The organism is Desulfocurvus vexinensis DSM 17965, assembly GCF_000519125.1.
In the GTDB taxonomy this organism is placed as follows: Bacteria; Desulfobacterota; Desulfovibrionia; order Desulfovibrionales; family Desulfovibrionaceae; genus Desulfocurvus; species Desulfocurvus vexinensis.
In genome coordinates, this window is record NZ_KI912582.1 from 139,919 (window position 1) to 164,003 (window position 24,085).

The window sequence follows — 24,085 nt, forward strand, 5'->3', positions numbered from 1 at the left end:
GCGGCGCGGGCGGGGTCTAGACCCAGTCGTCGTCCGCCTCGATGGGCGCAAAGCCCCGGCGCATGGTGTTTTCCGTGACCACGTAGGGGTCCATGAACTGGAGCAGGTAGTCCGGCCCGCCGGCCTTGGAGCCGACGCCCGACATGTTGAACCCGCCGAAGGGCTGGCGCTCCACCAGGGCGCCGGTGGTGCCGCGGTTGAGGTAGAGGTTGCCGACGTTGAACTCGGCGCGCGCGCGCTCCAGGTGGCGCGGGCTGCGTGAGAACACGCCGCCCGTGAGGGCGAAGCGCGTGGAGTTGGCGTATTCCAAGGCCTGGTCGAAGTCCGCCGCGCGCATCACGGCCAGCACCGGCCCGAAGACCTCCTCCTGGGCGATGCGTTGGGCGGGGGTCACGCCCTCGACAATGGTCAGCGGCACGTAGCATCCGGCGGCGGTGTCCACGCCCTCGGGCATGCGTTCGAGCAGCACCCGGCCTTCCTTGCGCGCCAGTTCCACATAGCCCATGACGGCCTTCTGGGCCGCGCGGTCCACCACCGGGCCCATGACGTTGGCCGGGTTCTCGGCGGGGCCCAGGCGCAGGGAGCGGCAGGCCTCCACCAGCCGGGGCACGAAGCGGTCGTACACCGCGTCCAGCACGATGACCCGCGAGCAGGCCGAGCACTTCTGGCCCTGGAAGCCGAAGGCCGAGTAGACCGTCTGCTGCACGGCCTCGTCCAGCTCGGCGTCGTCGTCGATGATGATGGCGTTCTTGCCGCCCATCTCGGCGATGACCTTCTTGCACTGGAGCTGGCCCGGGGCGGGCACGGCGGCCTTGGCCATGATGCGCAGGCCGACTTCGAGCGAGCCGGTGAAGGCGACCAGGGCGATGTCCTTGTGGCCCACGAGGTGGTCGCCCATGACCGAGCTGCGGCCCGGCACGAAGTTGAAGACTCCGGCGGGCAGCCCGGCGGCGGCGAAGGCCTCGGCCAGCCCGTGGCCCACCAGGGACGACAGGCCCGAGGGCTTGTAGAGCACGGGGTTGCCGGTGACGATGGCGGCGGCGGCCATGCCCGTGGAGATGGCCAGGGGGAAGTTCCACGGCGCGATGACCGCCGCGATGCCCTTGGGCCGGTACTGGTAGAGGTTGACCTCGCCCGGGGCGCGGCCCATGCGCCGGGGGGCGCCCAGGCGGACCATCTCGCGGGCGTAGTATTCCAGGAAGTCGATGGCCTCGGCCAGGTCGGCGTGGGCCTGGTCCCACTGCTTGCCCACTTCCAGCACCTGCACGGCGGCCAGGTCGTGGATGGTGGCGCGCATGTGCGCGGCGGCGCGCAGCAGGTACTGGGCGCGCTCGGCGGGCGGGGTGGCCCGCCAGGGGCCCTGGGCGGCGCGCGCGGCCTCGATGGCCCGGTCGATCTCGGCCACCCCGGCCTGATGGACCCGGGCCAGGATTTCGCCGGTGTCGGCGGGGTTGTAGGACTCCAGCACGTCGCCCGTGCGCACCTCGGCCCCGCCGATGACCAGGGGCACCTCGCGCACGCCCTGGGCCCGGATGCGCGCCATGGCCTGGGGGAAGGCCGCGCGGGCCTCGGGCAGGGTGAAGTCGAGCATGGGGTGGTTCTCGAAGGGCGCCTGGCCCGGCGCGGCGTGGGCCGCGGGGGCGATGGGCCGCGCGGCGCGCTCGCGCTCGGCGGTGGCCGCCGGGTCTTCCAGCAGCCGGGCCATGTCGGCCTCGCCCACGAAGCTCTGGCGCAGGAAGGACTCGTTGGCCGTGTTCTCCAGCAGGCGGCGCACCAGGTAGGCCATGCCCGGGATCAGGTCGCCGTAGGGGCAGTACAGGCGCACGCGCCCGGCGACCTTCTGCAGGCCCTTGCGCACGGGCTCGGCCATGCCGTAGAGCACCTGGAATTCGTAGCGCGACTCGGGCACGGCCAGGGCCCGGGCCGTTTCCATGACCGCCGCGATGGTGCGCACGTTGTGCGAGGCGCAGGCCAGGCGGCAGATATCGGCGTTTTCCAGGATGCGGCGCGCGGCGCGCTCGAAGGCCGCGTCGGACTCGGCCTTGATGGTGTACACCGGCACCTCCCAGCCCATCTGCTTGGCGCGCACGGTCTCGTGGTCCCAGTAGGCGCCCTTGACCAGGCGGATGGTGATGGGCAGGTTCTGGGCCCGGGCCCAGGTCAGCATCTCGGCCACGTCGGCGTCGGTGCTCTTCAGGTAGGCCTGGAACACGATGCCCAGGTGCGGGTGGTGGCGGAATTCGTCGGCCCCGCGCAGGCGCTTGAACAGCTCGATGGTGATGTCCTTGTAGTCCAGGGATTCCATGTCGATGCACATGGCCCCGCCCAGCTGGACCACCTTGCGGTAGACCGGGGCCAGGCGGTTGTACAGGCCCTGCACCGAGCCCTCGAAATCGCGGGCCTTGGTCTGCGAGTAGAAGGCCGAGGGCTTCACCGAGAGGTTGATCACGGGCTCGCAGTCCCAGTCCAGCCCGCCCGCGCCCGCGCCCAGGGGCTTGAACTTGTCCCTGGCCTCGGCCACGGCGTCCAAGAGGTCCAGGTGGTCCTGCATGCGGGCCTCGCTTTCGGCCTCGCTCACCGTGGCCTCGCCCAGCATGTCGATGGTGAAGGCGAAGCCGTCCTTGCGCAGGCGCTGGATGTTCTTCACCGCCTCGCGGGCGTCCTGCCCGACGATGAACTGGCGGCCCATCTTCTCGATATTGGCCGAGATGGCCTTGGCCATGAGCTTGCCGCCCAGCTTGCCCGCCAGCCCGGCGGTGGTCAGCCCGGCTTTCATCACCGGGGGCAGGTCGCCCGAATCCGAGGCGAAATACTCCTCGATGTGCCGGGTCAGGGACTCGGTGGTGGTCAGGGCGGGCAGCACGTCCACGAAGCGGAACAGCCGGACCTTGAAGTCCTCGTTTTGCATGGACCAGTCCATGACCTTGCCGGTCCACCAGCCCTTGTTGAAGATCGACGGGGCCTCGCCGCTGATGCTCTGGAAGAATTCCTTGCCGCGCGCGACGATGCGCTGCTCAAGCTGGGTCTTGTCCATGGTCTCCCCCTGGGATGTCAGTCGTCCTGGTCGGCCCCGTCGTCAGGGTCAAGGGCCTGGGCCAGGGTCTCCTTGACGGTGGTCAGCACGATGGTCGTGCGCGTGTCGCGCACGGATTGGATGCGCCCGATGCGCCGCAGCAGGCGGCCCAGGGCTTCGGTGTCCTGCACGCGGACCTTGATGAGGTAGGCGTCCTGCCCTGCGGTGTGGTGCACTTCGAGCACCTCGGGCAGGGCGGCCAGCTCGCGGCCCGAGCGCACCGAGCCCACGGCGTCCTCGGCGTGGACGAAGGTGAAGGCCGTGAGCCCGTGGCCCAGGGCCTTGGGGTTCACGCGGGTTTCATAGCCCTGGATCGCGCCCCGGGCCTCCAGCTTGCGGATGCGCTCCAGCACCGCCGAGGGCGCCTTGCCCACGCGCCGCGCGATTTCGGCGTTGGAGGTCCGGGCGTTGGCCTGGAGCACGTCCAGGATCTGGCGGTCCGTTTCGTCGATGGTTTCGTTTTTGGCCATGATTGGAGAATGAAATTCGATTCTCTGCCAGATGTCAAGAACGATATTCAGGCTTTTGCGTTGGCGGGGAACAATCGACACCAAGGCTGGTGCGGGGTTGGCGCGGGGTTGGCGCCGGGCGCTGGCGGTGGCGGGGCAGACCCGGAGGGGTGGATTCGCGCTGGTGGCGCGGCGGGGTGCGGCGCGCCGCCGCCGGGAGCGCGCCGCAAGGCCCGCGCCAGGAGGGGGAAAATCGGCGGGGTGCGGGGCCGTGGCCCGGGCGGGGGGAGGCGGTGGCAGGGGGCGTGCGCCCGGGCGCGGCGCGGGGCCCGGCCTCAGCCCCGGCGGGTGCGCCAGCGGCAGGCCCGGCGCTCCAGCAGGTCGGTGGTCTCGTAGAGGGCCACGCCCAGGGCGCTCATGCCGAAGATGCCCGCGAACATGTCCGCGTAGTCCAGGCGGCCCCAGGAATCCATGATGAAATAGCCCAGGCCCTGCTGGGTGGCGAAGCTCTCCACGAAGAACAGCACGGCCACGGACACCCCCGTGCCCAGGCGCAGGGCCGTGAAGCCGTGGGGCAGGGCCGCAGGCAGCAGCACATGGCGCAGGGCGTGGCGGTAGGTGCCGCCCAGGGAGTGGATGGTGTCCAGATACTTGGGGTTCACGGCGCGCACTCCGTCGCGGGTGGTGACCAGGATCTGGTAGGCCAGGATCAGGGCGATCATGCCCACGCGCGAGGCCTCGCCCAGGCCCAGCAGCAGGAAGAACACGGGCAGCAGCACGATCTTGGGCACGGGGTAGGTCAGGGTCACGAAGGGCGACAGGGCGCGGTCCAGCCGGGGCAGGCTGCCCATGAGCACCCCCAGGGGGAAGGCCAGGCCCCAGGCCACGGCCATGGCCGCCACCGCGCGCGCGGCGCTGGCCCGCACATGGCCCCAGAATTCCGCGCGCCCCAGCTGGCGCACGAAGGCCGCCAGGGCCTCTTCGGGGTGCGGCAGCACGTCGCCCGCCGGGCCCAGGGCCAGGGCCTTCCAGGCCAGGGCCAGCAGGGCCACCACCGCCGCGTAGCGCAGGGCCGCGCGCATCAGCAGGCCTCGGCCAGGGCCGCGCGCACGGCCCGGGCCGTGGCGTGGAAGCCCGGGGCGTCGCGGTGTCCGGGCTCGCCGAACCCGGGGTTGGGGACGAGCCGCGTCAGGCGCGCCGGGCAGCCGCCCATGACGGCGATGTCCGCGCCCAGGAACACGGCCTCCTCCACGCTGTGCGTGACCAGCACGAAGGGCGTGCCCCGCTGGCGCCAGGAGTCCAAAAGGGCCTGCTGGAGCTTTTCGCGGGTGATGAAGTCCAGGCTGGAGAAGGGCTCGTCCATGAGCAGCAGCTTGGGCCGCGCGGCAAAGGCCCGGGCGATGGCCACGCGCTGCTGCTCGCCGCCGGACAGGCGCGCCGGATAGTCGCGCTCGCGCCCGCCCAGGCCCATTTCGGCCAGCACGGCCCGGGCCCGGGCCTCGCGCTCGGCCCGGGGCACGCCCTGGACCGTGAGCCCCAGGGCCGCGTTGTCCAGCACGGTCTTCCACGGCAGCAGGCCGTAGTCCTGGAGGATGATGGCGATGTCGGGCCTGGGCGCGGCCACGGGCGCGCCGTCCAGGGTCACACGGCCCGAGGTGGGCGCGGCCAGCCCGCAGAGCATGTAGAGCAGGGTGGTCTTGCCGCAGCCCGAGGGCCCGACCACGGCCAGGGTCCGGCCCGGGGCCAGCTCCAGGTCCACCCCGGCGAGCACGGTGCGCCCGCCCGGGTAGGCCATGGTCAGGTTCTCGGCGTGCAGCATGGCGGGCCGCCCGGCATCCGGCTAGTGCTCCGGCACCACGAGGGCGTAGGGCAGGGCCTCGTCCAGCAGGCCCACGGAGAGCATCCAGTCCTGGACCTGGTCCAGCTCTTCCGGGCTGGGCAGGGAGGGGGCCGGGTAGCGGTACACGGGAAAGCCCGCCGCCAGGGGCCCGGGCATCTGGCACTTCTCGGCCATCAGGGCGCGGAAGTCCTCGGGGCGCTCGGCCAGGGCCTCCACGGCCCGGGCGTAGGCCGCCAGGAAGGCGGCGCGGCGGCCCATCTTGTCCTCGCGCAGGCAGATCACGGTCAGGGGCACGTCCAGGGCCTCGTCCGTGGCCAGCACCTGCCCGCCGTGGGACTGGACCAGCGTGGCCAGTGGCTCGGGCAGGATGGCGTAGCCCAGTTGCCCGGCCATGAGCATCTGCATGCGGATGGGGATCTTTTTGACCTCCATGCGCGTGAAGGCCTGCCCGCCCGCCGCGTCGCCCGGGGCCATGCGCCCGAGCAGGAATTCCATGACCGTGGTGCGCGAGAAGCCCAGGGGCGCGCCCGGGGCCGCGCCCTTGGGCGAGGCCACCACGGCGAACATGCGCTGGCCGGGGGTGGTGCGGTAGCTCACGGTGGCCACGCGCATGGGCACTCCGGCGCGGATCAGGGCCAGGGTGGCCACCAGGTCGCCGAAATAGCCGTCGAGCTGGCCGCTCTGCATGGCCGTGTCGCGCTCCATGGCGCTGGCGAAGGGCACCAGCTCCACGTCCAGGCCCTGGGCGGCGAAGAGCCCTTCTTGCGCGGCCACGTGCAGGGGCAGGGTGTCCAGCACAGGCAGGATGCCCAGGCGCAGGGCCTGGGCCCAGGCCGCGCCCGCCAGCCCGAACACCAGCGCCGCAGCCATCGTCGCGCAAGCCAGTCGCCGCATCATGAGGACTCCTTGGTGGGGGTTCGGGCCCCTGGATACATCGGGACGGCGGCCCCGGCAAGGGCGCCGCAAGGTCAGCTGCCCGCCAGGCTCAGGGCGCCCAGGCGGGACTTGAGGTACTCCAGCAGCAGGACGCCCACGCGCTCGGCGCGGTCCAGGGTGCCCGCGTAGGCGTTGCCGCGCATGAGCTTGCCGAAGTCGCCGCCGTTCAGCTCGGGGTGGTCGGCGAAGGTCTGGGTGAAGGCCTGCACGTACTCGCGGACGCGGCGGTCCAGCTCGCCCTCGGGCAGGGCGTGCAGCTCGCGCGCCTTGGCGGCCAGCTCGGCGGCGGGGGGCAGGCGGTCCGAACCAATGACGGCGTTGAAGGCGTCGGCGAAGCGGCGGCACCCGGCCAGGATATGCTTGGGCCGCACCACGTTCATCTTGGCCCATCCGGCGCGCAGCCATTTGAAGACCGTGTTGGTGGTGCTGGTGCCGTCGGCGCTCTCCACGTAGGCCGCCACGGACCAGGAGTCGTACATGTAGGTGTCCATCCAGCCCATGCCGCCCTTGGTCAGGCCGTGGATGCCGGAGTAGAAGTACTGCCAGTTGCCGTCGTCGAGCACCACGCCCTTCTTGCCCACGCCCGAGAGCCCGTCCTGGCGGGCGATGGACAGCAGCACGGCCCGGCCCTTGTGGCGCATGAGCACCAGGGCGCGGTCGAGGTGGTAGCGGTAGTAGCCGCCGCTGAACAGGTCGGGGGTGATTTCCTCGAACTCGCGGCCATGCAGGACCACGGGCCGGTCCAGGCCGTCCAGCGCGGTCCACAGTCCGGGATGGGTCAGGATGTCGCTGCCCGGCTCCCAGCCCGACACGCGGATCACCGAGGGGTGGGTCAGGTAGGTGGGCACGGCGGGGTTGTAGGCGTATTCGAGGATGCGCGCCAGGGGGGCGTCCATGGTCTGGCTGATCATGGCGCCGCTGGCGCCCTCCAGGGCGGGCAGCTCCTGGCCGTCGCCGGGCCCGGCGAGGATGTAGTCCAGCAGGGGGGCGGCGCTTGCGGGGTCGAACACCGCCTGGCGGTCGCCCGCCAGCTCCAGCAGGGCCTGCACCGCGCGCACGGCGTCCGCCGGGGGCTGGGCCGGGGCGGCGGGGCGCGTGCCCATGGGCAAGGGGTCGTTGCCGGCCTGGGCGCGGGGCGCGGCCAGGGTCAGGGCCAGCAGGATCAGTACGGGCACGCCCCAGGCCAGGGCGCGGGCGGACAGCTGCTTCATGCGAAAATTCCGGAACAGGGGCCGGGCTGCACCGGGCCCGGACGATGACGTTTTGGTGAACACCAAGTGAAGATAGCCGCGAAAAGCCTTCATGGCAAGGCCCGGACGCGCGCGGGCATCCTTGTGCGCGGGGGCGGCCACGCTGCGGGGGGGGCGCAGGGCCGGGCAGCGCGCGCGGCTTGGGCCCTGCGCGGCGGGGCCGTCCGGCCCGCCGTCCCCGGGCCGGGGGGAGGGGCGCAGGCGGCCCGCGTCCGTCCGGTTGCGCCCGTGTCCGGAGCCCGTCAGAACGTGTAGCCCACGCTGAAGGAGCCGAAGAGCTGCCCGTCGTGCTGGCCCTCGAATTCCGGGGAGCGGTAGACGTGGGTGTAGGTGAAGGTCCAGCGCCGCCACAGCACCGAGGCCCCGCAGTAGAGGTCGGCCACGAAGGGCTTGCGGGTCACGCTGTGGCTGTCGCGCCAGGTGTTGCCGTCCAGGAAGATGTTGCGGGCCACGGCGCGGCCGTCCACGCCCGCGAAGACGTTGTAGGCCAGCCTGCCGGTGACCTGGGGGTCGTCGGGCGAGCCCGGGGCGCCGACGATGGACCCGGGGCGGATGAGGGAGACGCCGAAGTCCGCAGGCAGGTAGCGGCCCACGCGCACCTGGCCCCCCGCGTTGGCGTAGGTGAACACGTTGCCCAGGGTGCCGCCGTAGTGGGGCAGGGCGTCCAGGGCCCAGCCGTGGCCCAGGCCCACCAGCAGGGGCCGCTGGGTGCGCTGCCAGGTCAGGTTCAGGGCCGGTTCGTCGTGAAGCTGATGCTTCCAGCCCTGGGAGCGGTACTTGTTGATGAGGTGGTGCCAGCTGTCCTGCACGAGCTTGCCGCCCGAGGACGGGCCGACCACGCCTGCGGCGATCTCGAAGGTGTCCAGGCGCGTGGCGTTCTTGGCGTGCAGGGCCAGGCCCAGGTAGGTGTACCCGGCGTAGGGCCGGTCGTCGGCACGCAGGCCGTTGGCCCGGGTGTCCACGGGGGTGTAGATGCTGTTGCCCAGGGAGAAGCCCACGTTGTAGGTGGTGCCCTCGGGGCGGCCGCTCATGAGCGGGATGGATTCCAGGGCCTCGGCCAGCCAGGGGGCGTTGTCGCGCAGGAAGGGCTCCTGGGCGTAGCGCGGCAGGTCCTTGGACAGGGCCGAGATGCGGAAGGCGTTGGTATAGTGCTCGTCGGTCCCGGCGAAGAAGTCGTTCTCGTCGTAGAAGGTGACGGTGTAGGAGTCCTCCGGGGCCAGGGGCTCCAGGGCGGACGCGTCGTCGGCGGCGCGGGCCGGGCCCAGGGGGGCCAGGACGGCCAGGGTGGCCAGGGCGAGGAGCAGCAGCAGGGCCAGGGGCGTGCGGGAGGGCATCGCGGTCGTCCTTGTCTATAAAATATGGATGTGCCGACGCGGACGGCCCGGCGGGGCTCAGGCCCCGGCGTCGAGGTCGTCCTTGTATTTGCGGTACAGGCCCCGGAACTGGTGGTAGCCCAGGCCCAGCAGGCGTGCCGCCGTTCTCTGCCGATGGCGGGCCGAAGTCAAGGCCCGGCGCAGCATGTCCAGCTCCAGGGCGCGCACGGCGTCCGGCAGGGACGCGGGCAGGGCGGGGCCTGCGGCCGGGGCGGCGGCGGGCGGGGCGGCGGGGGCCCCGGGCTCCGGGGGCGCGGGGCGCCAGGGCGACTCGAAGGGGTCCAGGGTCAGCCCGGCCAGGGGCCCGCCCCCGGCGCGGTACACGGCGCGCTCCACGGCGTTTTTCAGCTCGCGGACGTTGCCCGGCCAGGGGTGGGCCTCCAGGGTGCGCAGCACCCCGGGGGGCAGCTCCGGCACCTCGGGCAGGCCCAGCTCCACGGCCATGCGCGCGGCGAAGTGCCGCGCCAGCAGGGCCACGTCGCCGGGGCGCTGGCGCAGGGGTGGCACGGTGATGACCTCGAAGCTCAGGCGGTCGAGCAGGTCGCGCTTGAAGCGCCCGACCCGGGCCAGGGCGGGCAGGTCCTCGTTGGTGGCGCCCACCACGCGCACGTCCACGTCCACCGGGCGCGAGCCGCCCACGCGCTCGAAGCTGCCATACTCCACCACGCGCAGGATCTTTTCCTGCACCGGCAGGGGCATGGCCCCGATCTCGTCCAGGAACAGCGTGCCGCCATCGGCGCGCTCGAAGCGCCCGGTGCGCCGGGCGGCCGCGCCGGTGAAGGCCCCGGCCTCGTGGCCGAACAGCTCGCTTTCCACCAGCGTTTCGGGCAGGGCCGCGCAGTTCAGGGCCACGAAGGGCCCGGACCAGCGCGCCGAGAGGTAGTGCAGCCGCCCGGCGGCCAGCTCCTTGCCCGTGCCGCGCTCGCCCACCACCAGCACCGGCCTGTCCACCCCGGCGGCGGCGGACAGGCGCTCCATGAACTCCAGGAAGGCGTCGGACTGGCCCAGGGCCTCGGGCAGGGACGGCGGGTGCTGCATTTGGTCTAATCTGCCACTAAAAGGATTTTTTAACCTTATATGGGTGGATAATGCCACACAGCGGGGCAGGGGTCAACGGGACGACAGTCTGGAAATCCAAGTGGTTGCGTGGACTGGCGCGCCCGGCACGCATCCTGCTTCAGGCCGGGCATCATCGCCGCAACCCGCAAGCACACAAGGAGGCCGCCATGGGCGTCTTCAACCGTTTCAAGGACATCGTGACCTCCAACATCAGCGCGCTGCTCGACGGCGCCGAGGACCCGCGCAAGCTCATCCGGCTCATGGTCCGCGAGATGGAGGAGACCCTGGTGGAGCTCAAGGCCAACTGCGCCGGGATCATGGCCGAGCGCAAGGCCCTGGAGCGCGAGCGCGAGGCCGTGGCCGGGGCCGCCGACAAGTGGCACGCCCGGGCCGAGCTGGCCGTGGCCAAGGGCCGCGAAGACCTGGCCCGCGAGGCGCTGCTGGAAAAGACCGCGCTCCTGCGCCGCCAGGACGCCCAGGACGCCGAGGCCGCGCACCTCGAAGCCCTGGTGGACCAGGCCCGCGAGGACATCGCCCGCCTGGAGGACAAGCTGGCCTCGGCCCGCGAGAAGCAGCGCCTGCTGGAGCAGCGCCACGCCAGGGCCCGCACGCGCACCCGCGCCGGGCAGACCCTGACCCGCGCCGACAGCTCCGACGCCATGCGCCGCTTCGACAATTTCGAAAGCCGCATCGAGCACTTGGAGTCCGAAGCCGAGCTGGCCGCCCCGGGCCGGGCCGCCGATCTGGAACAGGAGTTTGCACGGCTGGAAAAGGACGATAGTATCGAGGCCGAGCTGGCCGAGTTGCGGGGCCGCTCCAAGGCGGCGCCCAAGGCCCGGGCCGCCAAGGCGGATGTGAACGACTGACGGCCCCTGCGGGCCGGGGTCAAACCCCAGGCGGTTGTCCATGAGCGGTTTTTTCGGTGTTCTCATTGTCGTCCCGCTGCTGGCGTTGGCGGGGCTGGTGGCCCTCATCGCCTGGCTGTTCCAGGGCTCCTTTGCCCGCAGGCAGCCCCAGGAGCGCGTGGACGAGACGCGGATGATTCAGGAAATCTACAACGCGCTGTCGCGCATGGAGGAGCGGGTCGAGGTGCTCGAAACGCTGCTCATCGAGGACGCGCGGCGCGGCAAGGAGGGCGGCCATGACCCGGCATGACGGACGCACAGGCGGTTTCGGCCACGCCCGGGGCGGCCCCGGCCGGCGCGCGGCGGGCCGGGGTTGCTGCGAGGGCCCCGGGGGCGGGGGCGGGCCCTACCGCTCGCGCCAGGGCATGGTCCTTGGCGTGTGCCGGGGGCTGGCCGAGCATCTCGACTTTCCCGTGTTCTGGCTGCGCGTGCTTGCCGTGCTGGCCATCGTGTTCACCGGGCTGTGGCCCGGGCTGGCCCTGTATTTCGGCGCCGGGCTGTTCATGCGCCTGGAGCCCGTGGTGCCCGTGAGCTCCCCGGGCGAGCGCGAGTTCTACGACGCCTACGCCGCCTCGCGCGCCGGGGCCCTGGCGCGCATCCGCGACAAGTTCGAGCGCCTGGAGCGGCGCATCCGGCGCATGGAGGACGTGGTCACCTCGCGCGACTACGCCTGGGAGGAGCGCCTGCGCCAGCGGCGCTGAGGCCCCGCGCCACGCGCCGGGCGGGAAAATTCCGGACCCCCCTTGCCGGGGCCCGGAATTTTTGTTTTCCTAAGGCGCATGGTCACGACTTCGCCCGGCGGGTATCCAGGGGCGCAGAATCGTGCTATCACAGTTGCACCGCGCGGACCGGTCCGCAGCGGGGGAAACCCCAAGGAGAACCAAGATGAAACGGATTATCGCCATTGCCCTGACCACCGTTTTCGCCGCGACCCTGTTCGCCGCCGCCGCCATGGCCGACGGCGCGGCGCTCTACGGCAGCTGCAAGGGCTGCCACGGCGCCGACGGCTCCAAGACCGCCATGAACGTGTCCCCGGCCCTCAAGGGCCAGAGCGCCGACGACCTGCTGGCCAAGCTCAAGGGCTACAAGGACGGCACCTACAAGATCCAGGACAAGACCGCGCCCATGATGGCCAAGTTCGTGCAGAAGATGAGCGATGAGGAGTTGAAGAGCCTTGCCGACCATATCGCCACGTTCTAGCCGGAGCCTCGCGGCCCGGCTCGGCCTGTGGGCCGTGGCGGTGTTTTTCGGGGCGGCCCTGTGGGCCGCCCCGGCTTGTGCCGCCTGGGCCCAGGATGGCCACGCCCACCAGGAGCCCGCCCCGGCAGCCCACGAGGCCCACGGGGCCGCCGCCCACGACGCGCACGGGGGGCACGGCGCCCCCGCGGGCCACGAGGACCACACGGACGGGGAGCATGCGGCCCACCCGGCCGCCGCCGCGCCCGCCGACCAGTTCACCCCCGCCCCGGACCTGCCCGCCCACGACCACGAGGCCATGCAGGCCCTGGCCGAGGAGCGCAAGACCCCCGTGGGCGTGGACGAGCACCTGGGCGGCTACGTGCCCCTGGACACGGTGTTCACCGACTCCCAGGGCCGCGAGGTGGCCCTGGGCGAGGTCATGGGTGCGCCCACGCTGATCCTGCCGGTGTTCTACACCTGCCCCAACGTCTGCAACATCCTGCAAGGGGCCATGGCCCGGGTGCTGCCCAAGGTCAGCCTGACCCCCGGGCAGGACCTGAAGATCGTCTCCCTGAGCTTCGACGAGCGCGACACCCCCGAGGCCGCCGCGCGCAACAAGCGCAACTTCGCCGCCGCCCTGGGCCAGGGCTTCCCCCCCGAGCACTGGGCTTTTCTCACCGGCAGCCGCGAGAGCATCGCCACGACCATGGACGCCCTGGGCTTCCGCTTCCAGCGCATGGGCGACGACTTCGCCCACCCGGTGGTGGTGGTGGCCGTGGCGCCCGACGGCAAAATCGTGCGCTACCTCTACGGCTCGGACTTTTTGCCCTTCGACGTGACCATGGCCGCCACCGAGGCCGCCAAGGGCACCCCGGGGCTGTCGGTCAAGCGCATCCTGTCCTACTGCTACAGCTACGACCCCAAGGGCCGCCGCTACGCCTTCGACATCCTGCGCGTCACGGGGTTCACGGTTCTTGGCACCATCGCCCTGCTGCTGGTCGTCCTGCTGGCCGCAGGCAAGCGCAAACGCCGTTAGGGAGCGCACATGAACGATGCAAGCGCCGCCCCCGGGAGCTTCTGGGACGCCCGGGGCCTGGCCTCCTGGCTGTTCACCATCGACCACAAGCGCATCGGGCTGCTCTACCTGTGGTGCGTGCTGGGGTTCTTCATCGTCGGGGTCTCCCTGGGGCTGCTGGTTCGCCTGGAGCTCATCGCCCCGGGGCGGACCATCATGGGACCGCAGACCTACAACGCCATGTTCACCCTGCACGGGGTGATCATGATTTTCCTGGTGGTCATCCCCAGCATCCCGGCGTCCTTCGGCAATATCATCCTGCCGCTGCACCTGGGCGCCGAGGACGTGGCCTTCCCCCGGCTGAACATGTTCTCCTGGTGGCTGTACGCCATCGGCGCCGTCACGGCCCTGGCCGCGCTGTTCACCGGCGACGGCCCGCCCGACACGGGCTGGACCTTCTACGTGCCCTTCTCGGCGGTGACCACCACCAACGTCTCCGTGGCCGTGGCCGCCGTGTTCGTCCTCGGGTTCTCGTCCATCCTCACCGGGCTCAATTTCATCGTCACCATCCACCGCCTGCGCGCCCCGGGGCTGACCTGGACGCACCTGTCGCTGTTCGCCTGGGCGCTGTACGCCACGGCCTGGATCCAGCTCCTGGCCACGCCCATCCTGGGCATCACCGGGCTGCTGATCATCGCCGAGCGCGTGCTGGACATGGGCGTGTTCGACCCCGCCCGGGGCGGCGATCCCATCTTGTACCAGCACCTGTTCTGGATCTACTCCCACCCGGCGGTGTACATCATGATCCTGCCCGCCATGGGCGTGATCTCGGACATCATCCCCGTGTTCGCGCGCAAGGCCATCTTCGGCTACAAGACCATCGCCTTCTCCAGCCTGGCCATCGCCTTCGCGGGCTCGCTGGTCTGGGCGCACCACATGTTCGTCTCGGGCATGAGCGACACGGCGGTGATGGTCTTCTCGCTTTTGACCTTCGTGGTGGCCATCCCCTCGGCGGTGAAGGTCTTCAACTGGGTCAGCACGCTGTACAAAGGCTCCATCCACATGGAGCCGCCCCTGGTCTTCGCCCTGGGCTTCATCTTCCTGTTCACCATGGGCGGCATCACCGGGCTGGTGCTGGGCGCCGCCGGGGCGGACATGCACGTCCACGACACCTACTTCGTGGTCGGGCACTTCCACTACGTGATCTTCGGCGGCACGGGCATGGGCCTGTTCGCGGCCCTGCACTACTGGCTGCCCAAGGTCCATGGCCGGATGTACAACAAGCGGGTGGCCACCTGGTCGGCCATCATCCTCGTCGTGGGCATGAACGGGCTGTATTTCCCCATGTACCTGCTGGGCCTGGCGGGCATGCCCCGGCGCTACTACGACTACCTGCCGCAGTACACCGCCCTGCACGAGGCCTCCACCGTGGGCTCGTGGGTCGTGGTGGCCGGGCTGGCGCTGATGTTCGTCAACCTCTGGCGCGGGATGCGCTCGGGCCCGCGCGTGGGGCCCAACCCCTGGGGCGCGGCCACCCTGGAGTGGACCCTGCCCTCGCCGCCGCCGACCCACAACTTCCCCGTGGAGCCCGTGGTGGAGCGCGGCCCCTACGACTTCCGGGGGGTGCGCGCCGATGACTGATGCGCACCGCGACTACGAGGGCGCCAAGCTGGGCATGTGGCTGTTCCTGTTCACGGAGATCCTGCTTTTTGGCGGGCTGTTCGTGCTCTTCGCGGTCTCCATGGCGCGCCACCACGACGCCTTCCACATGGCCAGCCAGCAGCTCGACCCGGCCATGGGCGCGGCCAACACCGTGGTGCTCATCACCTCGAGCTGGCTGGTGGCCATGGCCGTGGCGGCCCTCAAGCTCGGGCAGGACGCCCGGGCCCGGGCCCTGACCCTGGGGACCATCGCCCTGGCCGGGGTCTTCCTGGTCATCAAGTACTTCGAGTGGAGCGCCAAGTTCCGCCACGGGCTGTATCCCGGCTCGGCGGAGCTGGCCGCGCACCCCCCGGGCGAGGCGGCCTATTTCGCCCTGTACTACGCCATGACCGGGCTGCACGGGATCCACGTGCTGGTGGGCATGGGCGTGCTGGGGTTCGCGTGGTGGCTCATGCGCACCGGGCGCTGCACCCAGGGCGATTTCGTGTTCCTGGAGAACGCGGCCCTGTACTGGCACCTGGTGGACCTGATCTGGATCTACCTGTTCCCGCTGTTCTATCTGGTGGGCTGAGGAGGAGCGCATGACGCACGGCACGACGCAGGCGCATCACGGCCCGGGCTACGGCCTGCTCACGGGCATCTGGCTCGGGCTCCTGGCCCTGACGGTCATCACGGTGTGGGTTGCGGGCATCGACCTGGGCTTCTGGAACGTGGTGGTGGCCATGGCCGTGGCCACGGTCAAGGCCGCCCTGGTGGTGCTCATCTTCATGCACCTCAAGTACGAGAACTGGGTCTTCAAGGGCTTCGTGCTGCTGACCTTCGCCCTGCTGGCGATCTTCATCGGCTTCACCTTCTTCGACACCGCCTACAGGTAGGGCCGCCATGTTCGAGCACATCTTCAGCGCCGCCAGCGAGGTGGACCGGGCCTTCCTGTTCATCCTGGCCTTCGCCGTGGGCGCGCTGGTGCTGGTGACGGCGCTGATGCTCTACTTCTCGTGGCGCTACCACCACACCCGCAACCCCGAGGCCGTGGAGATTCCCGGCAGCCTGACCCTGGAGCTGCTGTGGACCATCATCCCCTCGGTCATCGTCATGGCCATGTTCTGGTTCGGCTGGACGAGCTTCAAGGCCATGCGCACCGTGCCCGAAGGCGCCATGGAGGTGGCCGTGGAGGCGCGCATGTGGTCGTGGTCGTTCACCTACCCGGGGGGCAAGCGCTCGGCGGTGCTGGTGGCCCCGGTGGGCGCCGACGTGAAGCTGGCCATGACCTCGCGCGACGTGATCCACAGTTTCTACGTGCCCGCCCTGCGCATCAAGATGGACACCGTGCCGGGGCTGACCACCACGGCCTGGTTCAACGCCAGCGCCCCGGGCGAGTTCGACATCCTGTGCGCCGAATACTGCGGCCTCAAGCACGCCAACATGATCACCACCCTGCGCGTGGTGCCCGCCGGGGAATTCGAGCAGTGGCTGGCGGGGGCCGACGGCGCGGGCACCCGGGCCCGGGAGCTGTTCGAAACCTACGGCTGCACCGGCTGCCACGACCTGGCCGGGGCCGATGGCCTGGGCCCGGCCCTGGATGCCCTGGGCGGGCGCATGGTGGACGTGCTGCTGCCCGGCGGCGGGCGTGCGCAGGTGCTTTCCGACGCCGACTACCTGCGCCGCGCCGTGCTCGACCCCGGGGCCGAGGTCGTGGCGGGCTACGAGCCGATGATGCCGCCGTATCAGGACCAGATTCCCGAAGCAGACCTGGAGGCCATGGTCCAGTGGATGCTCACCGGCGACCCCGCCGGGCCGCCCCCGGGGCGCGAGCTGGCCGAGGCCGAGGGCTGCATGTCCTGCCATTCCACCGACGGCTCGTACATCGCCGGGCCGAGCTTCCGGGGGCTGGCCGGGGCCGTGCGCCGGGTCCAGGACGGCTCCGGCGCCGTGCGCGAGGTCGTGGCCGACGACGCCTATCTGGCCGAGTCCATCCTGGCGCCCGGGGCGCTGGTGGTGGAGGGCGAGGCGCCGATCATGCCCGCATACGACGCCCTGGACGCGGAGCAGGTGGGCCTGCTGGTGGACTACATCAAGAGCCTGGGCCCGCAGGACGGCGCCCAGGCCGGGGCCGGGCAATGACCGGGGCCGGGCAATGACCGGGGCCGACCTGCTGGTCCTGGGCCGCCCGGGGGTGAGCCTGGCCGTGGGCGGGGCCGCGCTGTGCGGGGCGCTGCTGGCGGGCGGGGCGTCCGCCCCGGGGGCGGCCTGCGCCGTGGCGGGCAGCGTGCTGCTGTGCGCGGGCTGCTCGGCCCTGAACCAGGTCCAGGAGCGCGGGCGCGACGCGCGCATGGCGCGCACGGCCAGCCGGCCCCTGCCCGCCGGGCGCGTGACCCCGGGGGCGGCCCTGGCCGTGGCCGCGGCCCTGGGCGCGGCGGGGCTGGGATGCTTCGCCCTGGGCGGCGGGACGCTGCTGGCCGGGCTGGGGCTGGCCGTGGTCGCGCTCTACAACGGCCTGTACACGCCGCTCAAGCCCGTGACGGCCACGGCGCTGCTGGTGGGCGCCCTGGCCGGGGCCCTGCCGCCGCTGTGCGGCTGGATCGGGGCCGGGGGCGCGGCCTGGGGGGCGCAGGCGTCGCTCATCTGGGCCGTGACGGGCATGGTCTACCTGTGGCAGGTGCCGCATTTCTGGTTGCTTGCGTGGCGGCGGCGGGCGGAGTATCACCGGGCGGGCTTCGCGCTGCCCTTCGCTGCGCTGCCCCAGCGCTCGCGCGGGCCGGTGCTGGCCCTGTGGACGGGCGCCTACTGCGTGGGCCTGTGCCTGGCCGTGGGCCTGGCCCTGGCGGCGGGGGCCGGGGGGGCCGCCCCCGGAGCGCTGCTGGCCGCCGGGCTGGCCGTGGCCGTGGCCGCCGCCGCGCCCGTGCGCGGGGCCCGCTCCCTGCTGGCCGTCAACGGCTCCATGCTGCTGGCCCTGGCCGGAACGCTGCTGGCCGCTTGGCCCTTCTGACCCGCAGCCACCCGGGCCGCACGATTCCCTTGAACCCCCGGCCGCAAGGCCCCGTGGAGAAACGTGACCATGCTCTGGATCCATCCCCTCGTGCAGCTGACGATGACGCTCCTGGCCCTGTGGGTCATGGAGATGGGCGTGCGGCGGTTCCTGTTCGTCCACCTGGGGCGGCGCGCGGTGCTCTTCCCCTGGAAGCGCCATGTGTTGTGGGGCAAGGTGGTGCTGGTGGGCTGGCTGGCCGGGCTGGTCATCGGCGTGGCCGCTATGCGCCTGTCCTTCGGCACCTGGGGCATCACCGGGGCGCACTACACCGTCAGCGCGGTCATGGCCGCCCTCATCGGCACGGGCTACGCCAGCGGCCACCTGCTGGACCGCGTCAAGAAGCGCCGCAAATACCTGCACGTCTTCCACGGGCTGAACAACGCCGCGCTGCTGGCCCTGGCCCTGTACCAGGGCTGGACGGGCTGGGCCCTGGTGGGCATGTTCCTGCTGCCCCAGGGCTAGCGGGCCGCCCCCAAACGGCGCTGCTGAGTCAGCGAAAATCCAGGCCGCTGCCGAGCGCAACGCGCGGCGCGGCCTGGATTTTTTCGCGCAAGGCCTTCCGCCGTCTTTGAGCGGCCTGCACCGTGTGCCTGCCCCGGCAGCCAGCCAGGGCCGGGCTGCCCCTGTGTGCAGCCTGTTGCACATTTTTGTGCCGATTCCTGCGCCATGCACATCCAGGCCTGCGGGCTTGTCCTCCATCCTTCCGGAAAGACTCGATCTGCCGTTCTGGCAGGGCTCTTGCAATCCCGACCGGACCAGTCGTGAATGTGTGCAGCTTGTTGCACACGCCGGCGCCCCCCGGTCCGGGGCGGCCCGGGCGACCATGCTCCGAGAGGCTGTTCCATGCGCAACAGGATTCCCGTCCCCGGCGGACTGACCTTCGCGGTGCTGGCCCTGGCCCTGGTGCTGGGCGCGGCGCCCGCCCGGGCCTTCTTCGGCCTGGGCTCCCGGCATACTGCGGTCACGCCCCAGGGCGACGCCGTGCTCCTCCCCCTGGCCGGGGTCGCGGACGGCAAGGCCCATTTCTTCGAGCTGCGCGACGCAGGCAAGGCCGTGCGCTTTTTCGTGGTCCAGAGCGCCGACGGCGTGGTCCGCGCGGCCTTCGACGCCTGCGACGTGTGCTACCACGCCCGCAAGGGCTACGTGCAGGACGGCGAGCAGATGGTCTGCGTGAACTGCTCGCAGCGCTTCCACGTCGCGCGCATCAACGAGGTCCAGGGCGGCTGCAACCCCGCGCCCCTGGAGCGCACCGTGGACGGCGACACCCTGCGCATCCCCCTGGCCGCCCTGCGTGCGGGCGCGGGCTACTTCTAGGCTGGTGCGCCCGTGAACATCCTGACCATCGCCCTGCGCAGCGGGCGGCGCCGCTGGCTGCGCACGCTGCTGCTGCTGGCGGTCTTCACCCTGGGCGTGACGAGCATCGTGGCCCTGGGCCATGTCTCGCGCGTGGTGGGCGACAGCCTGGAGAAGAAGCTCACGGCCTTCGGGGCCAATATCCTGGTCTCCCCGCGCTCGGAAACCCTCTCGGTGAGCTACGGCGGCCTGAGCCTGGGCGACATGCTCGTGGAGGTGCGCCTGCTTGACGAGGCCGACGTGCTGGCCCGGGTGGCGGGCATCCGCAACGCCGCCAACGTGGCCGCCGTGGCGCCCAAGCTGGTGGCCATGCGCGAGCTGGAGGGCGTGGCCGTGGGGCTGGTGGGCGTGCGCTTCGACAAGGAGCGCGCCATGAAGGGCCACTGGGCCGTGGACGGCGCGTGGCCCGAGGGCCCCGGGCAGGTGCTGCTGGGCGCGCGGGTGGCCGCGCGCCTGGGCCTGGGCCCGGGCGACGCCGTGACGGGCCTGGGCGCCCCGGCCACCGTGGCGGGCGTGCTGCGCCCCACGGGCGACGACGACGACGGCGTCGTCCTGGCCGATCTGGGCTTCGTGCAGGATCTGACCGGGCGGCCCGGGGCCGTGAGCTTCGTGGAGGTCGCCGCGCTGTGCGCCGGGTGCCCCATCGAGGACCTCGTGGCCCAGCTGGGCGCGGCCATCCCCGGGGTGGAGGTCAAGGCCCTGCGCAGCGTGGTGGAGCAGCGCATGATGTCGGTGCATTTCGTGCAGCGGCTGATCCTGGCCGTGAGCGTGGTCATCCTGCTCACCGCCTGCGCCATGATCGGGCTGTCCATGCTTTCGGCGGTCAACGAGCGGCGCCGCGAGATCGGGCTGTTGCGCTCCCTGGGCTACTCGCGCGGGGCGGTCTTCACCCTGTTCAGCGCCGAGGCGCTGTTTTTGGGGCTGGCGGCGGGGCTGGCCGGGTTCCTGGCGGGCTACGCCCTGAGCTTCAAGGTCGTGGCCGTGTTGCACATCGCCGACGTGGCCGAGCTGGCCTTCGCGCCCCTGGCCCTGGCCGCCACGGTGGCCTTCATGGCCGGGGTGTCCGTGGTTTCGGCGGCTGTTCCGGCCTGGAAGGCCTCGCGCGTGGAGCCTTCCGAAGCCCTGGTTTCCCTGTAAGGAGGCACCATGCTCACGGCACGCGGCATCACCAAGACCTACCGCTCGGGCGGCGCGCCCGCCCCGGCCCTGGCCGGGGCGGACCTGGACGTGGCCCCGGGCGAGTTCGTGGCCATCGTGGGCCGCTCGGGTTCGGGCAAGTCCACGTTTTTGTCCATCCTCTCCACCCTGCTGGCGCCCGACGGCGGCAGCCTGACCCTGGACGGGCGCGACCTGACGGCCCTGCCCGAGGCCGGGCTGAACGCCCTGCGCAGGCGCGACTTCGCCATGGTCTTCCAGCAGCACCACCTCTTGCCCTACCTCACGGCCCGCGAGAACGTGCTCTTGCCCTTCATGGGCAGTCTGGCCCCGGTGCCGCGCGCGGTGCGTGATTTCGCGGGCGAGTGCCTGGAGCGCGTGGGCCTGGGCGGCAAGGGCGGGCGGCTGCCCGGGCAGCTCTCGGGCGGCGAGCAGCAGCGCGTGGCCATCGCCCGGGCCCTGGTCAAGCGCTCGCGGGTGCTCTTTGCCGACGAGCCCACCGGCAGCCTGGACAAGGCCACCGCCGAGGGCGTCATCGGCCTGTTGCGCGGTCTGTCCGCCGAAGGGTTGGCCGTGGTCATGGTCACCCACGACGCCGGGTATGCGGAGCGCGCCGACCGCGTTGTGGCCATGGCCGACGGGCGCACCGCCCCGGCCCCGGCCACGCCCTGAGCGGCGCGGGGCAACTATCCGATTTATCTATTGATAAATAGATATTGACAAAGAATGATTAATCCTTAGTATTCCAGTCAAGTTTAATGCGACCTCGCGCCTCCGCCCGCCCGGAGGCGGCCTGGCCGGGCACCGGTATCCCCCCCTCAATGCCGGTGACTGCCTGGGCCGCTTCCTGGCAGGCGGGGGCGCCTGTTTTTCCGGGGCCGGGCGTGAAAATGCGCCGGGCGCGCGTTCCGGGGCTTGCCCCCGGCGGGCTTTGTGGGCCACAGTGGGGCGGGGCGCACGCCAGGCCCCACCCCGGAAAAGATCCCACACCGCCCGCGCGGGCCAAGGAGACGCCATGGAACTGAGCACTGTCGCCGTCCACAACCCCGACGCCCTGAACATGATCCTGGGCCAGTCCCATTTCATCAAGACCGTGGAGGACATCCACGAGGCCGTGGTGGGCACCGTGCCCGGCGCGCGCTTCGGCCTGGCCTTTTGCGAGGCCTCGGACAAATGCCTGATCCGCCTGACGGGCACCGACGATGCGTGCGTGGCCCTGGCCCGGCGCAACGCCGAGGCCATCGGCTGCGGGCACAGCTTCATCCTGTTCATGCGCGACATGTTCCCCATCAATATCGTCAACGCCGTGCAGGCCGTGCCCGAGGTGGTGCGCCTGTTCTGCGCCACGGCCAACCCCGTGCAGGTGGTCGTCGCCGCCACCGAGCAGGGCCGGGGCATCCTCGGGGTCATCGACGGTTTCGCGCCCAAGGGGGTCGAGGGGCCCGAGGACGTGGAGCGGCGCAAGGGCTTCTTGCGCATGATCGGCTACAAGCTCTAGGCGCCTGCGCCAGGGCGCGCCACGCGCCGCGAGGATGGTGGTGCGCTTGACAAAATTGAAGCCATCCTCGTATACATCTATGCCTTTTAAAGTTTTTCGTGGGGACCACAACCCGGTCCCGGACCGCGGAGGGATCGGGAACAGACGGCTAACACAAGGGAGAAATCAATGTCGGATGCGCTGAAGAACCAGAGGACCTACGCCCTCGTCGGACACGGCGGCTGCGGCAAGACTTCCGTTGCCGAGATGCTGCTCTTCCAGGCTGGCGTCATCAACCGCCTGGGCAGGATCGAGGAGGGCACCACCACCCTGGATACCGAACCCGAGGAGATCAAGCGCCGCGGGTCCATCCAGCCCGCCTTTGCCAGCTACCCCTGGAAGAAGGCCACCCACTTCCTGATCGACACTCCCGGAGACACCAACTTCACCGGCGACATCGCCTACTCCCTGACCGCGGCGGACGGCGTGGTCTTCGTCGTGGACGCCGTGGACGGCGCCAAGCCCCTGACCAAGAAGCTCTGGGACGAGGTGCGCGCCTCGGGCCGCCCGGCCATGGCCTTCGTCAACAAGATGGACCGCGACCGGGCCGACTTCGAGATGGCCTTCTCGTCGCTGACCGCCGTGCTGGGCATCCGCCCCGTGCTGCTGTACATGCCCATCGGCGAGAAGGACGCCTTCAAGGGCGTGGTGGACGTTCTGGGCAACAAGGCCCTGTTCTTCGAGGACGGCGGCAAGCTGCGCGAGGGCGCCGTGCCCGGCGACATGGCCGCCGACGTGGACTCCCTGCGCGAGACCATGATCGAGAACATCGCCGAGAGCGACGAAACGCTCATGGAGAAGTATCTCGAAGAGGGCGAACTGAGCCCCGAGGAGATCAGCCAGGGCCTGCGCTCGGGCGTGCTCTCGGGCGGGCTGGTGCCCGTGGCCTGCGGCTCGGCCCTGGAGAACAAGGGCGCCAGCTTCATCCTGGACATCGTGCAGGAGCTGTTCCCCAGCGCCCTGGACCGCGGGGCCTGGCTGGGCGAGGACGGCGCCGAGCGCGCCAGCGCCGCCGAGGCGCCCGTGTCCGCCTTCGTCTTCAAGACCCTGGCCGACCCCTTCGCCGGGCAGCTCTCGGTCATCCGCGTGCTCTCGGGCGTGCTGTCCCCCGACAGCACGCTGCACAACTCCACCAAGGGCGACAAGGAGCGCGTGGGCCAGCTGCTGGTGCTGTGCGGCAAGGAGCAGAAGCCCCTGAAGGGCGAGGCCGGGCCCGGGGCCATCCTGGCCCTGGCCAAGCTGAAGCTCACCGCCACCGGCGACACCCTCTCCGACCCCAAGGAGCCCTTCACCCTGGCCAAGCCGGGCCTGCCCCCGGCGCTGATCTCCTACGCCCTGGCCCCCGAGGAGAAGGGCGAGGAGGACAAGGTCTACTCCGCGGTGAACAAGCTGCTGGAAGAGGACGTGTGCCTGCACCTGACCCGCGACGCCGAGACCGGCGACATCCTGCTCTCGGGCTCGGGCCAGCTGCACATCGAGATCAGCGTCGAGAAGGCCCGGCGGCGCTACAAGGTCGGCATCGCCCTCAAGACGCCCAAGATCCCCTACCGCGAGACCTTCAAGGGCAAGGCCGACGTGCAGGGCCGCCACAAGAAGCAGTCCGGCGGGCGCGGCCAGTTCGGCGACTGCTTCATCCGCCTGGAGCCCCTGCCCCGGGGCACGGGGTACGAGTACGTGGACGCCATCGTCGGCGGCTCCATCCCCCGCCAGTACATCCCCGCCGTGGACAAGGGCGTCCAGGAGGCCGCCGCGCGCGGCGTGCTGGCCGGCTACCCGGTGGTGGACTTCCGCGTGACCTGCTACGACGGCTCCTACCACGCGGTGGACTCCTCGGAAATGGCCTTCAAGATCGCCGGGTCCATCGCCTTCAAGAAGGCCGCCGAGGTGGCCAAGCCCGTGCTGCTCGAACCCATCGTCCAGGTCAGCGTGTTCGTGCCCGACGCGTTCATGGGTGATGTCATCGGCGACCTCTCCAGCCGCCGGGGCAAGGTCCTCGGTTCGGACTCCAAGGTCGGCATCACCGAGGTCAAGGCCCACGTGCCCATGGCCGAGGTGCTCCAGTACGCCCCGGACCTGCGCTCCATGACCGGCGGGCAGGGCACCTTCACCATGGAGTTCGACCACTACGAGGAGGCCCCGCCCCAGGTGGCCGAGAAGGTCATCGCCGAGAGCAGGAAGGACCAGGAGTAGCCCGGCTCCGCCTGCAGCAATCGCCGCCGCCCCTCCCGGTGCCGGGAGGGGCGGCTTTTGCGGCCCGGGCGGCGGCTCCCG

The 24,085-nt window shown here is 71.2% G+C and carries 24 protein-coding genes; 16 read left to right on the forward strand and 8 right to left on the reverse strand.

Going from position 1 to position 24,085, the window contains the following annotated elements; all coding sequences use genetic code 11:
- Positions 1 to 16: 16 nt before the first annotated feature.
- From G495_RS0115245 to pspF, 8 genes are all read right to left on the reverse strand, one after another.
- Positions 17 to 3,034, reverse strand: a complete 3,018-nt coding sequence (locus G495_RS0115245; protein ID WP_028588464.1) for a proline dehydrogenase family protein — start codon at positions 3,032 to 3,034, stop codon at positions 17 to 19.
- A gap of 17 nt (positions 3,035 to 3,051) precedes the next feature.
- On the reverse strand, positions 3,052 to 3,543 hold the full coding sequence (locus G495_RS0115250; RefSeq protein WP_035252577.1) for an Lrp/AsnC family transcriptional regulator: 492 nt from the start codon (positions 3,541 to 3,543) through the stop codon (positions 3,052 to 3,054).
- 314 nt (positions 3,544 to 3,857) lie between these two features.
- Complete coding sequence (locus G495_RS0115255; RefSeq protein ID WP_028588466.1) at positions 3,858 to 4,604, reverse strand: ABC transporter permease; 747 nt, start codon at positions 4,602 to 4,604, stop codon at positions 3,858 to 3,860.
- Positions 4,604 to 5,341, reverse strand: a complete 738-nt coding sequence (locus tag G495_RS0115260; RefSeq protein WP_028588467.1) for an ABC transporter ATP-binding protein — start codon at positions 5,339 to 5,341, stop codon at positions 4,604 to 4,606. The genes G495_RS0115255 and G495_RS0115260 overlap by 1 nt, the downstream gene beginning before the upstream one ends.
- Before the next feature lie 21 nt (positions 5,342 to 5,362).
- Positions 5,363 to 6,259 (reverse strand): ABC transporter substrate-binding protein, encoded by an 897-nt coding sequence (locus tag G495_RS0115265; protein ID WP_245588459.1) that lies wholly within the window; start codon positions 6,257 to 6,259, stop codon positions 5,363 to 5,365.
- A 71-nt stretch (positions 6,260 to 6,330) separates the two neighbouring features.
- A complete protein-coding gene (locus G495_RS19685; protein WP_051445448.1) occupies positions 6,331 to 7,509 on the reverse strand; it encodes a hypothetical protein in 1,179 nt (392 codons plus the stop codon).
- A 281-nt stretch (positions 7,510 to 7,790) separates the two neighbouring features.
- On the reverse strand, positions 7,791 to 8,882 hold the full coding sequence (locus G495_RS0115275; protein WP_051445449.1) for a lipid A deacylase LpxR family protein: 1,092 nt from the start codon (positions 8,880 to 8,882) through the stop codon (positions 7,791 to 7,793).
- 57 nt (positions 8,883 to 8,939) lie between these two features.
- The gene (gene pspF / locus G495_RS0115280; RefSeq protein WP_028588470.1) at positions 8,940 to 9,959 is read right to left on the reverse strand and encodes a phage shock protein operon transcriptional activator; all 1,020 of its coding nucleotides are present in this window, start codon (positions 9,957 to 9,959) and stop codon (positions 8,940 to 8,942) included.
- Between the two features lie 188 nt (positions 9,960 to 10,147).
- Here pspF and pspA point away from each other — a divergent pair, with 188 nt between their 5' ends.
- The 16 genes from pspA to fusA all read left to right on the forward strand — a co-directional run bounded on the left by pspA (position 10,148) and on the right by fusA (position 24,004).
- Entirely contained in the window at positions 10,148 to 10,846 is a 699-nt protein-coding gene (pspA, locus tag G495_RS0115285) for a phage shock protein PspA (RefSeq protein ID WP_028588471.1), read from the forward strand.
- A gap of 40 nt (positions 10,847 to 10,886) precedes the next feature.
- Positions 10,887 to 11,135, forward strand: a complete 249-nt coding sequence (locus G495_RS22275) for a hypothetical protein (protein WP_035252581.1) — start codon at positions 10,887 to 10,889, stop codon at positions 11,133 to 11,135.
- Complete coding sequence (locus G495_RS19695) at positions 11,122 to 11,586, forward strand: PspC domain-containing protein (RefSeq protein ID WP_084458360.1); 465 nt, start codon at positions 11,122 to 11,124, stop codon at positions 11,584 to 11,586. Before G495_RS22275 ends, G495_RS19695 begins: the two co-directional genes overlap by 14 nt.
- 184 nt (positions 11,587 to 11,770) lie before the next feature.
- Positions 11,771 to 12,085, forward strand: coding sequence for a c-type cytochrome (locus G495_RS0115300; protein ID WP_028588472.1), 315 nt, complete (start codon positions 11,771 to 11,773; stop codon positions 12,083 to 12,085).
- A complete protein-coding gene (locus G495_RS19700) occupies positions 12,060 to 13,100 on the forward strand; it encodes an SCO family protein (RefSeq protein WP_245588460.1) in 1,041 nt (346 codons plus the stop codon). The genes G495_RS0115300 and G495_RS19700 overlap by 26 nt, the downstream gene beginning before the upstream one ends.
- Positions 13,101 to 13,109: 9 nt before the next feature.
- Positions 13,110 to 14,720: a cytochrome c oxidase subunit I gene (locus G495_RS0115310; RefSeq protein WP_028588473.1), complete on the forward strand. Its 1,611-nt coding sequence runs from the start codon at positions 13,110 to 13,112 to the stop codon at positions 14,718 to 14,720.
- Positions 14,713 to 15,312 carry a cytochrome c oxidase subunit 3 family protein gene (locus G495_RS0115315; protein WP_028588474.1) on the forward strand — a complete coding sequence of 200 codons (600 nt, stop codon included), beginning with the start codon at positions 14,713 to 14,715 and terminating at the stop codon, positions 15,310 to 15,312. The genes G495_RS0115310 and G495_RS0115315 overlap by 8 nt, the downstream gene beginning before the upstream one ends.
- Before the next feature lie 10 nt (positions 15,313 to 15,322).
- The gene (locus tag G495_RS0115320; protein WP_028588475.1) at positions 15,323 to 15,616 is read left to right on the forward strand and encodes a cytochrome C oxidase subunit IV family protein; all 294 of its coding nucleotides are present in this window, start codon (positions 15,323 to 15,325) and stop codon (positions 15,614 to 15,616) included.
- Positions 15,617 to 15,623: 7 nt separating this feature from the next.
- Positions 15,624 to 16,862 carry a cytochrome c oxidase subunit II gene (coxB, locus tag G495_RS19705; RefSeq protein WP_035252584.1) on the forward strand — a complete coding sequence of 413 codons (1,239 nt, stop codon included), beginning with the start codon at positions 15,624 to 15,626 and terminating at the stop codon, positions 16,860 to 16,862.
- Between the two features lie 13 nt (positions 16,863 to 16,875).
- Positions 16,876 to 17,727, forward strand: coding sequence for a UbiA family prenyltransferase (locus G495_RS0115330; RefSeq protein ID WP_028588476.1), 852 nt, complete (start codon positions 16,876 to 16,878; stop codon positions 17,725 to 17,727).
- A 63-nt stretch (positions 17,728 to 17,790) separates the two neighbouring features.
- Positions 17,791 to 18,231, forward strand: coding sequence for a DUF4079 domain-containing protein (locus G495_RS0115335; RefSeq protein ID WP_156939736.1), 441 nt, complete (start codon positions 17,791 to 17,793; stop codon positions 18,229 to 18,231).
- A gap of 381 nt (positions 18,232 to 18,612) precedes the next feature.
- Positions 18,613 to 19,083, forward strand: coding sequence for a DUF2318 domain-containing protein (locus G495_RS0115340; protein ID WP_051445451.1), 471 nt, complete (start codon positions 18,613 to 18,615; stop codon positions 19,081 to 19,083).
- A 12-nt stretch (positions 19,084 to 19,095) separates the two neighbouring features.
- A complete protein-coding gene (locus G495_RS0115345; protein ID WP_028588479.1) occupies positions 19,096 to 20,259 on the forward strand; it encodes an ABC transporter permease in 1,164 nt (387 codons plus the stop codon).
- Positions 20,260 to 20,268: 9 nt separating this feature from the next.
- Positions 20,269 to 20,949 (forward strand): ABC transporter ATP-binding protein, encoded by a 681-nt coding sequence (locus G495_RS0115350; RefSeq protein WP_028588480.1) that lies wholly within the window; start codon positions 20,269 to 20,271, stop codon positions 20,947 to 20,949.
- Positions 20,950 to 21,292: 343 nt separating this feature from the next.
- On the forward strand, positions 21,293 to 21,775 hold the full coding sequence (locus G495_RS0115355; RefSeq protein WP_028588481.1) for an adenosine-specific kinase: 483 nt from the start codon (positions 21,293 to 21,295) through the stop codon (positions 21,773 to 21,775).
- 168 nt (positions 21,776 to 21,943) lie between these two features.
- Complete coding sequence (gene fusA, locus G495_RS0115360; protein ID WP_028588482.1) at positions 21,944 to 24,004, forward strand: elongation factor G; 2,061 nt, start codon at positions 21,944 to 21,946, stop codon at positions 24,002 to 24,004.
- Positions 24,005 to 24,085: the final 81 nt, after the last annotated feature.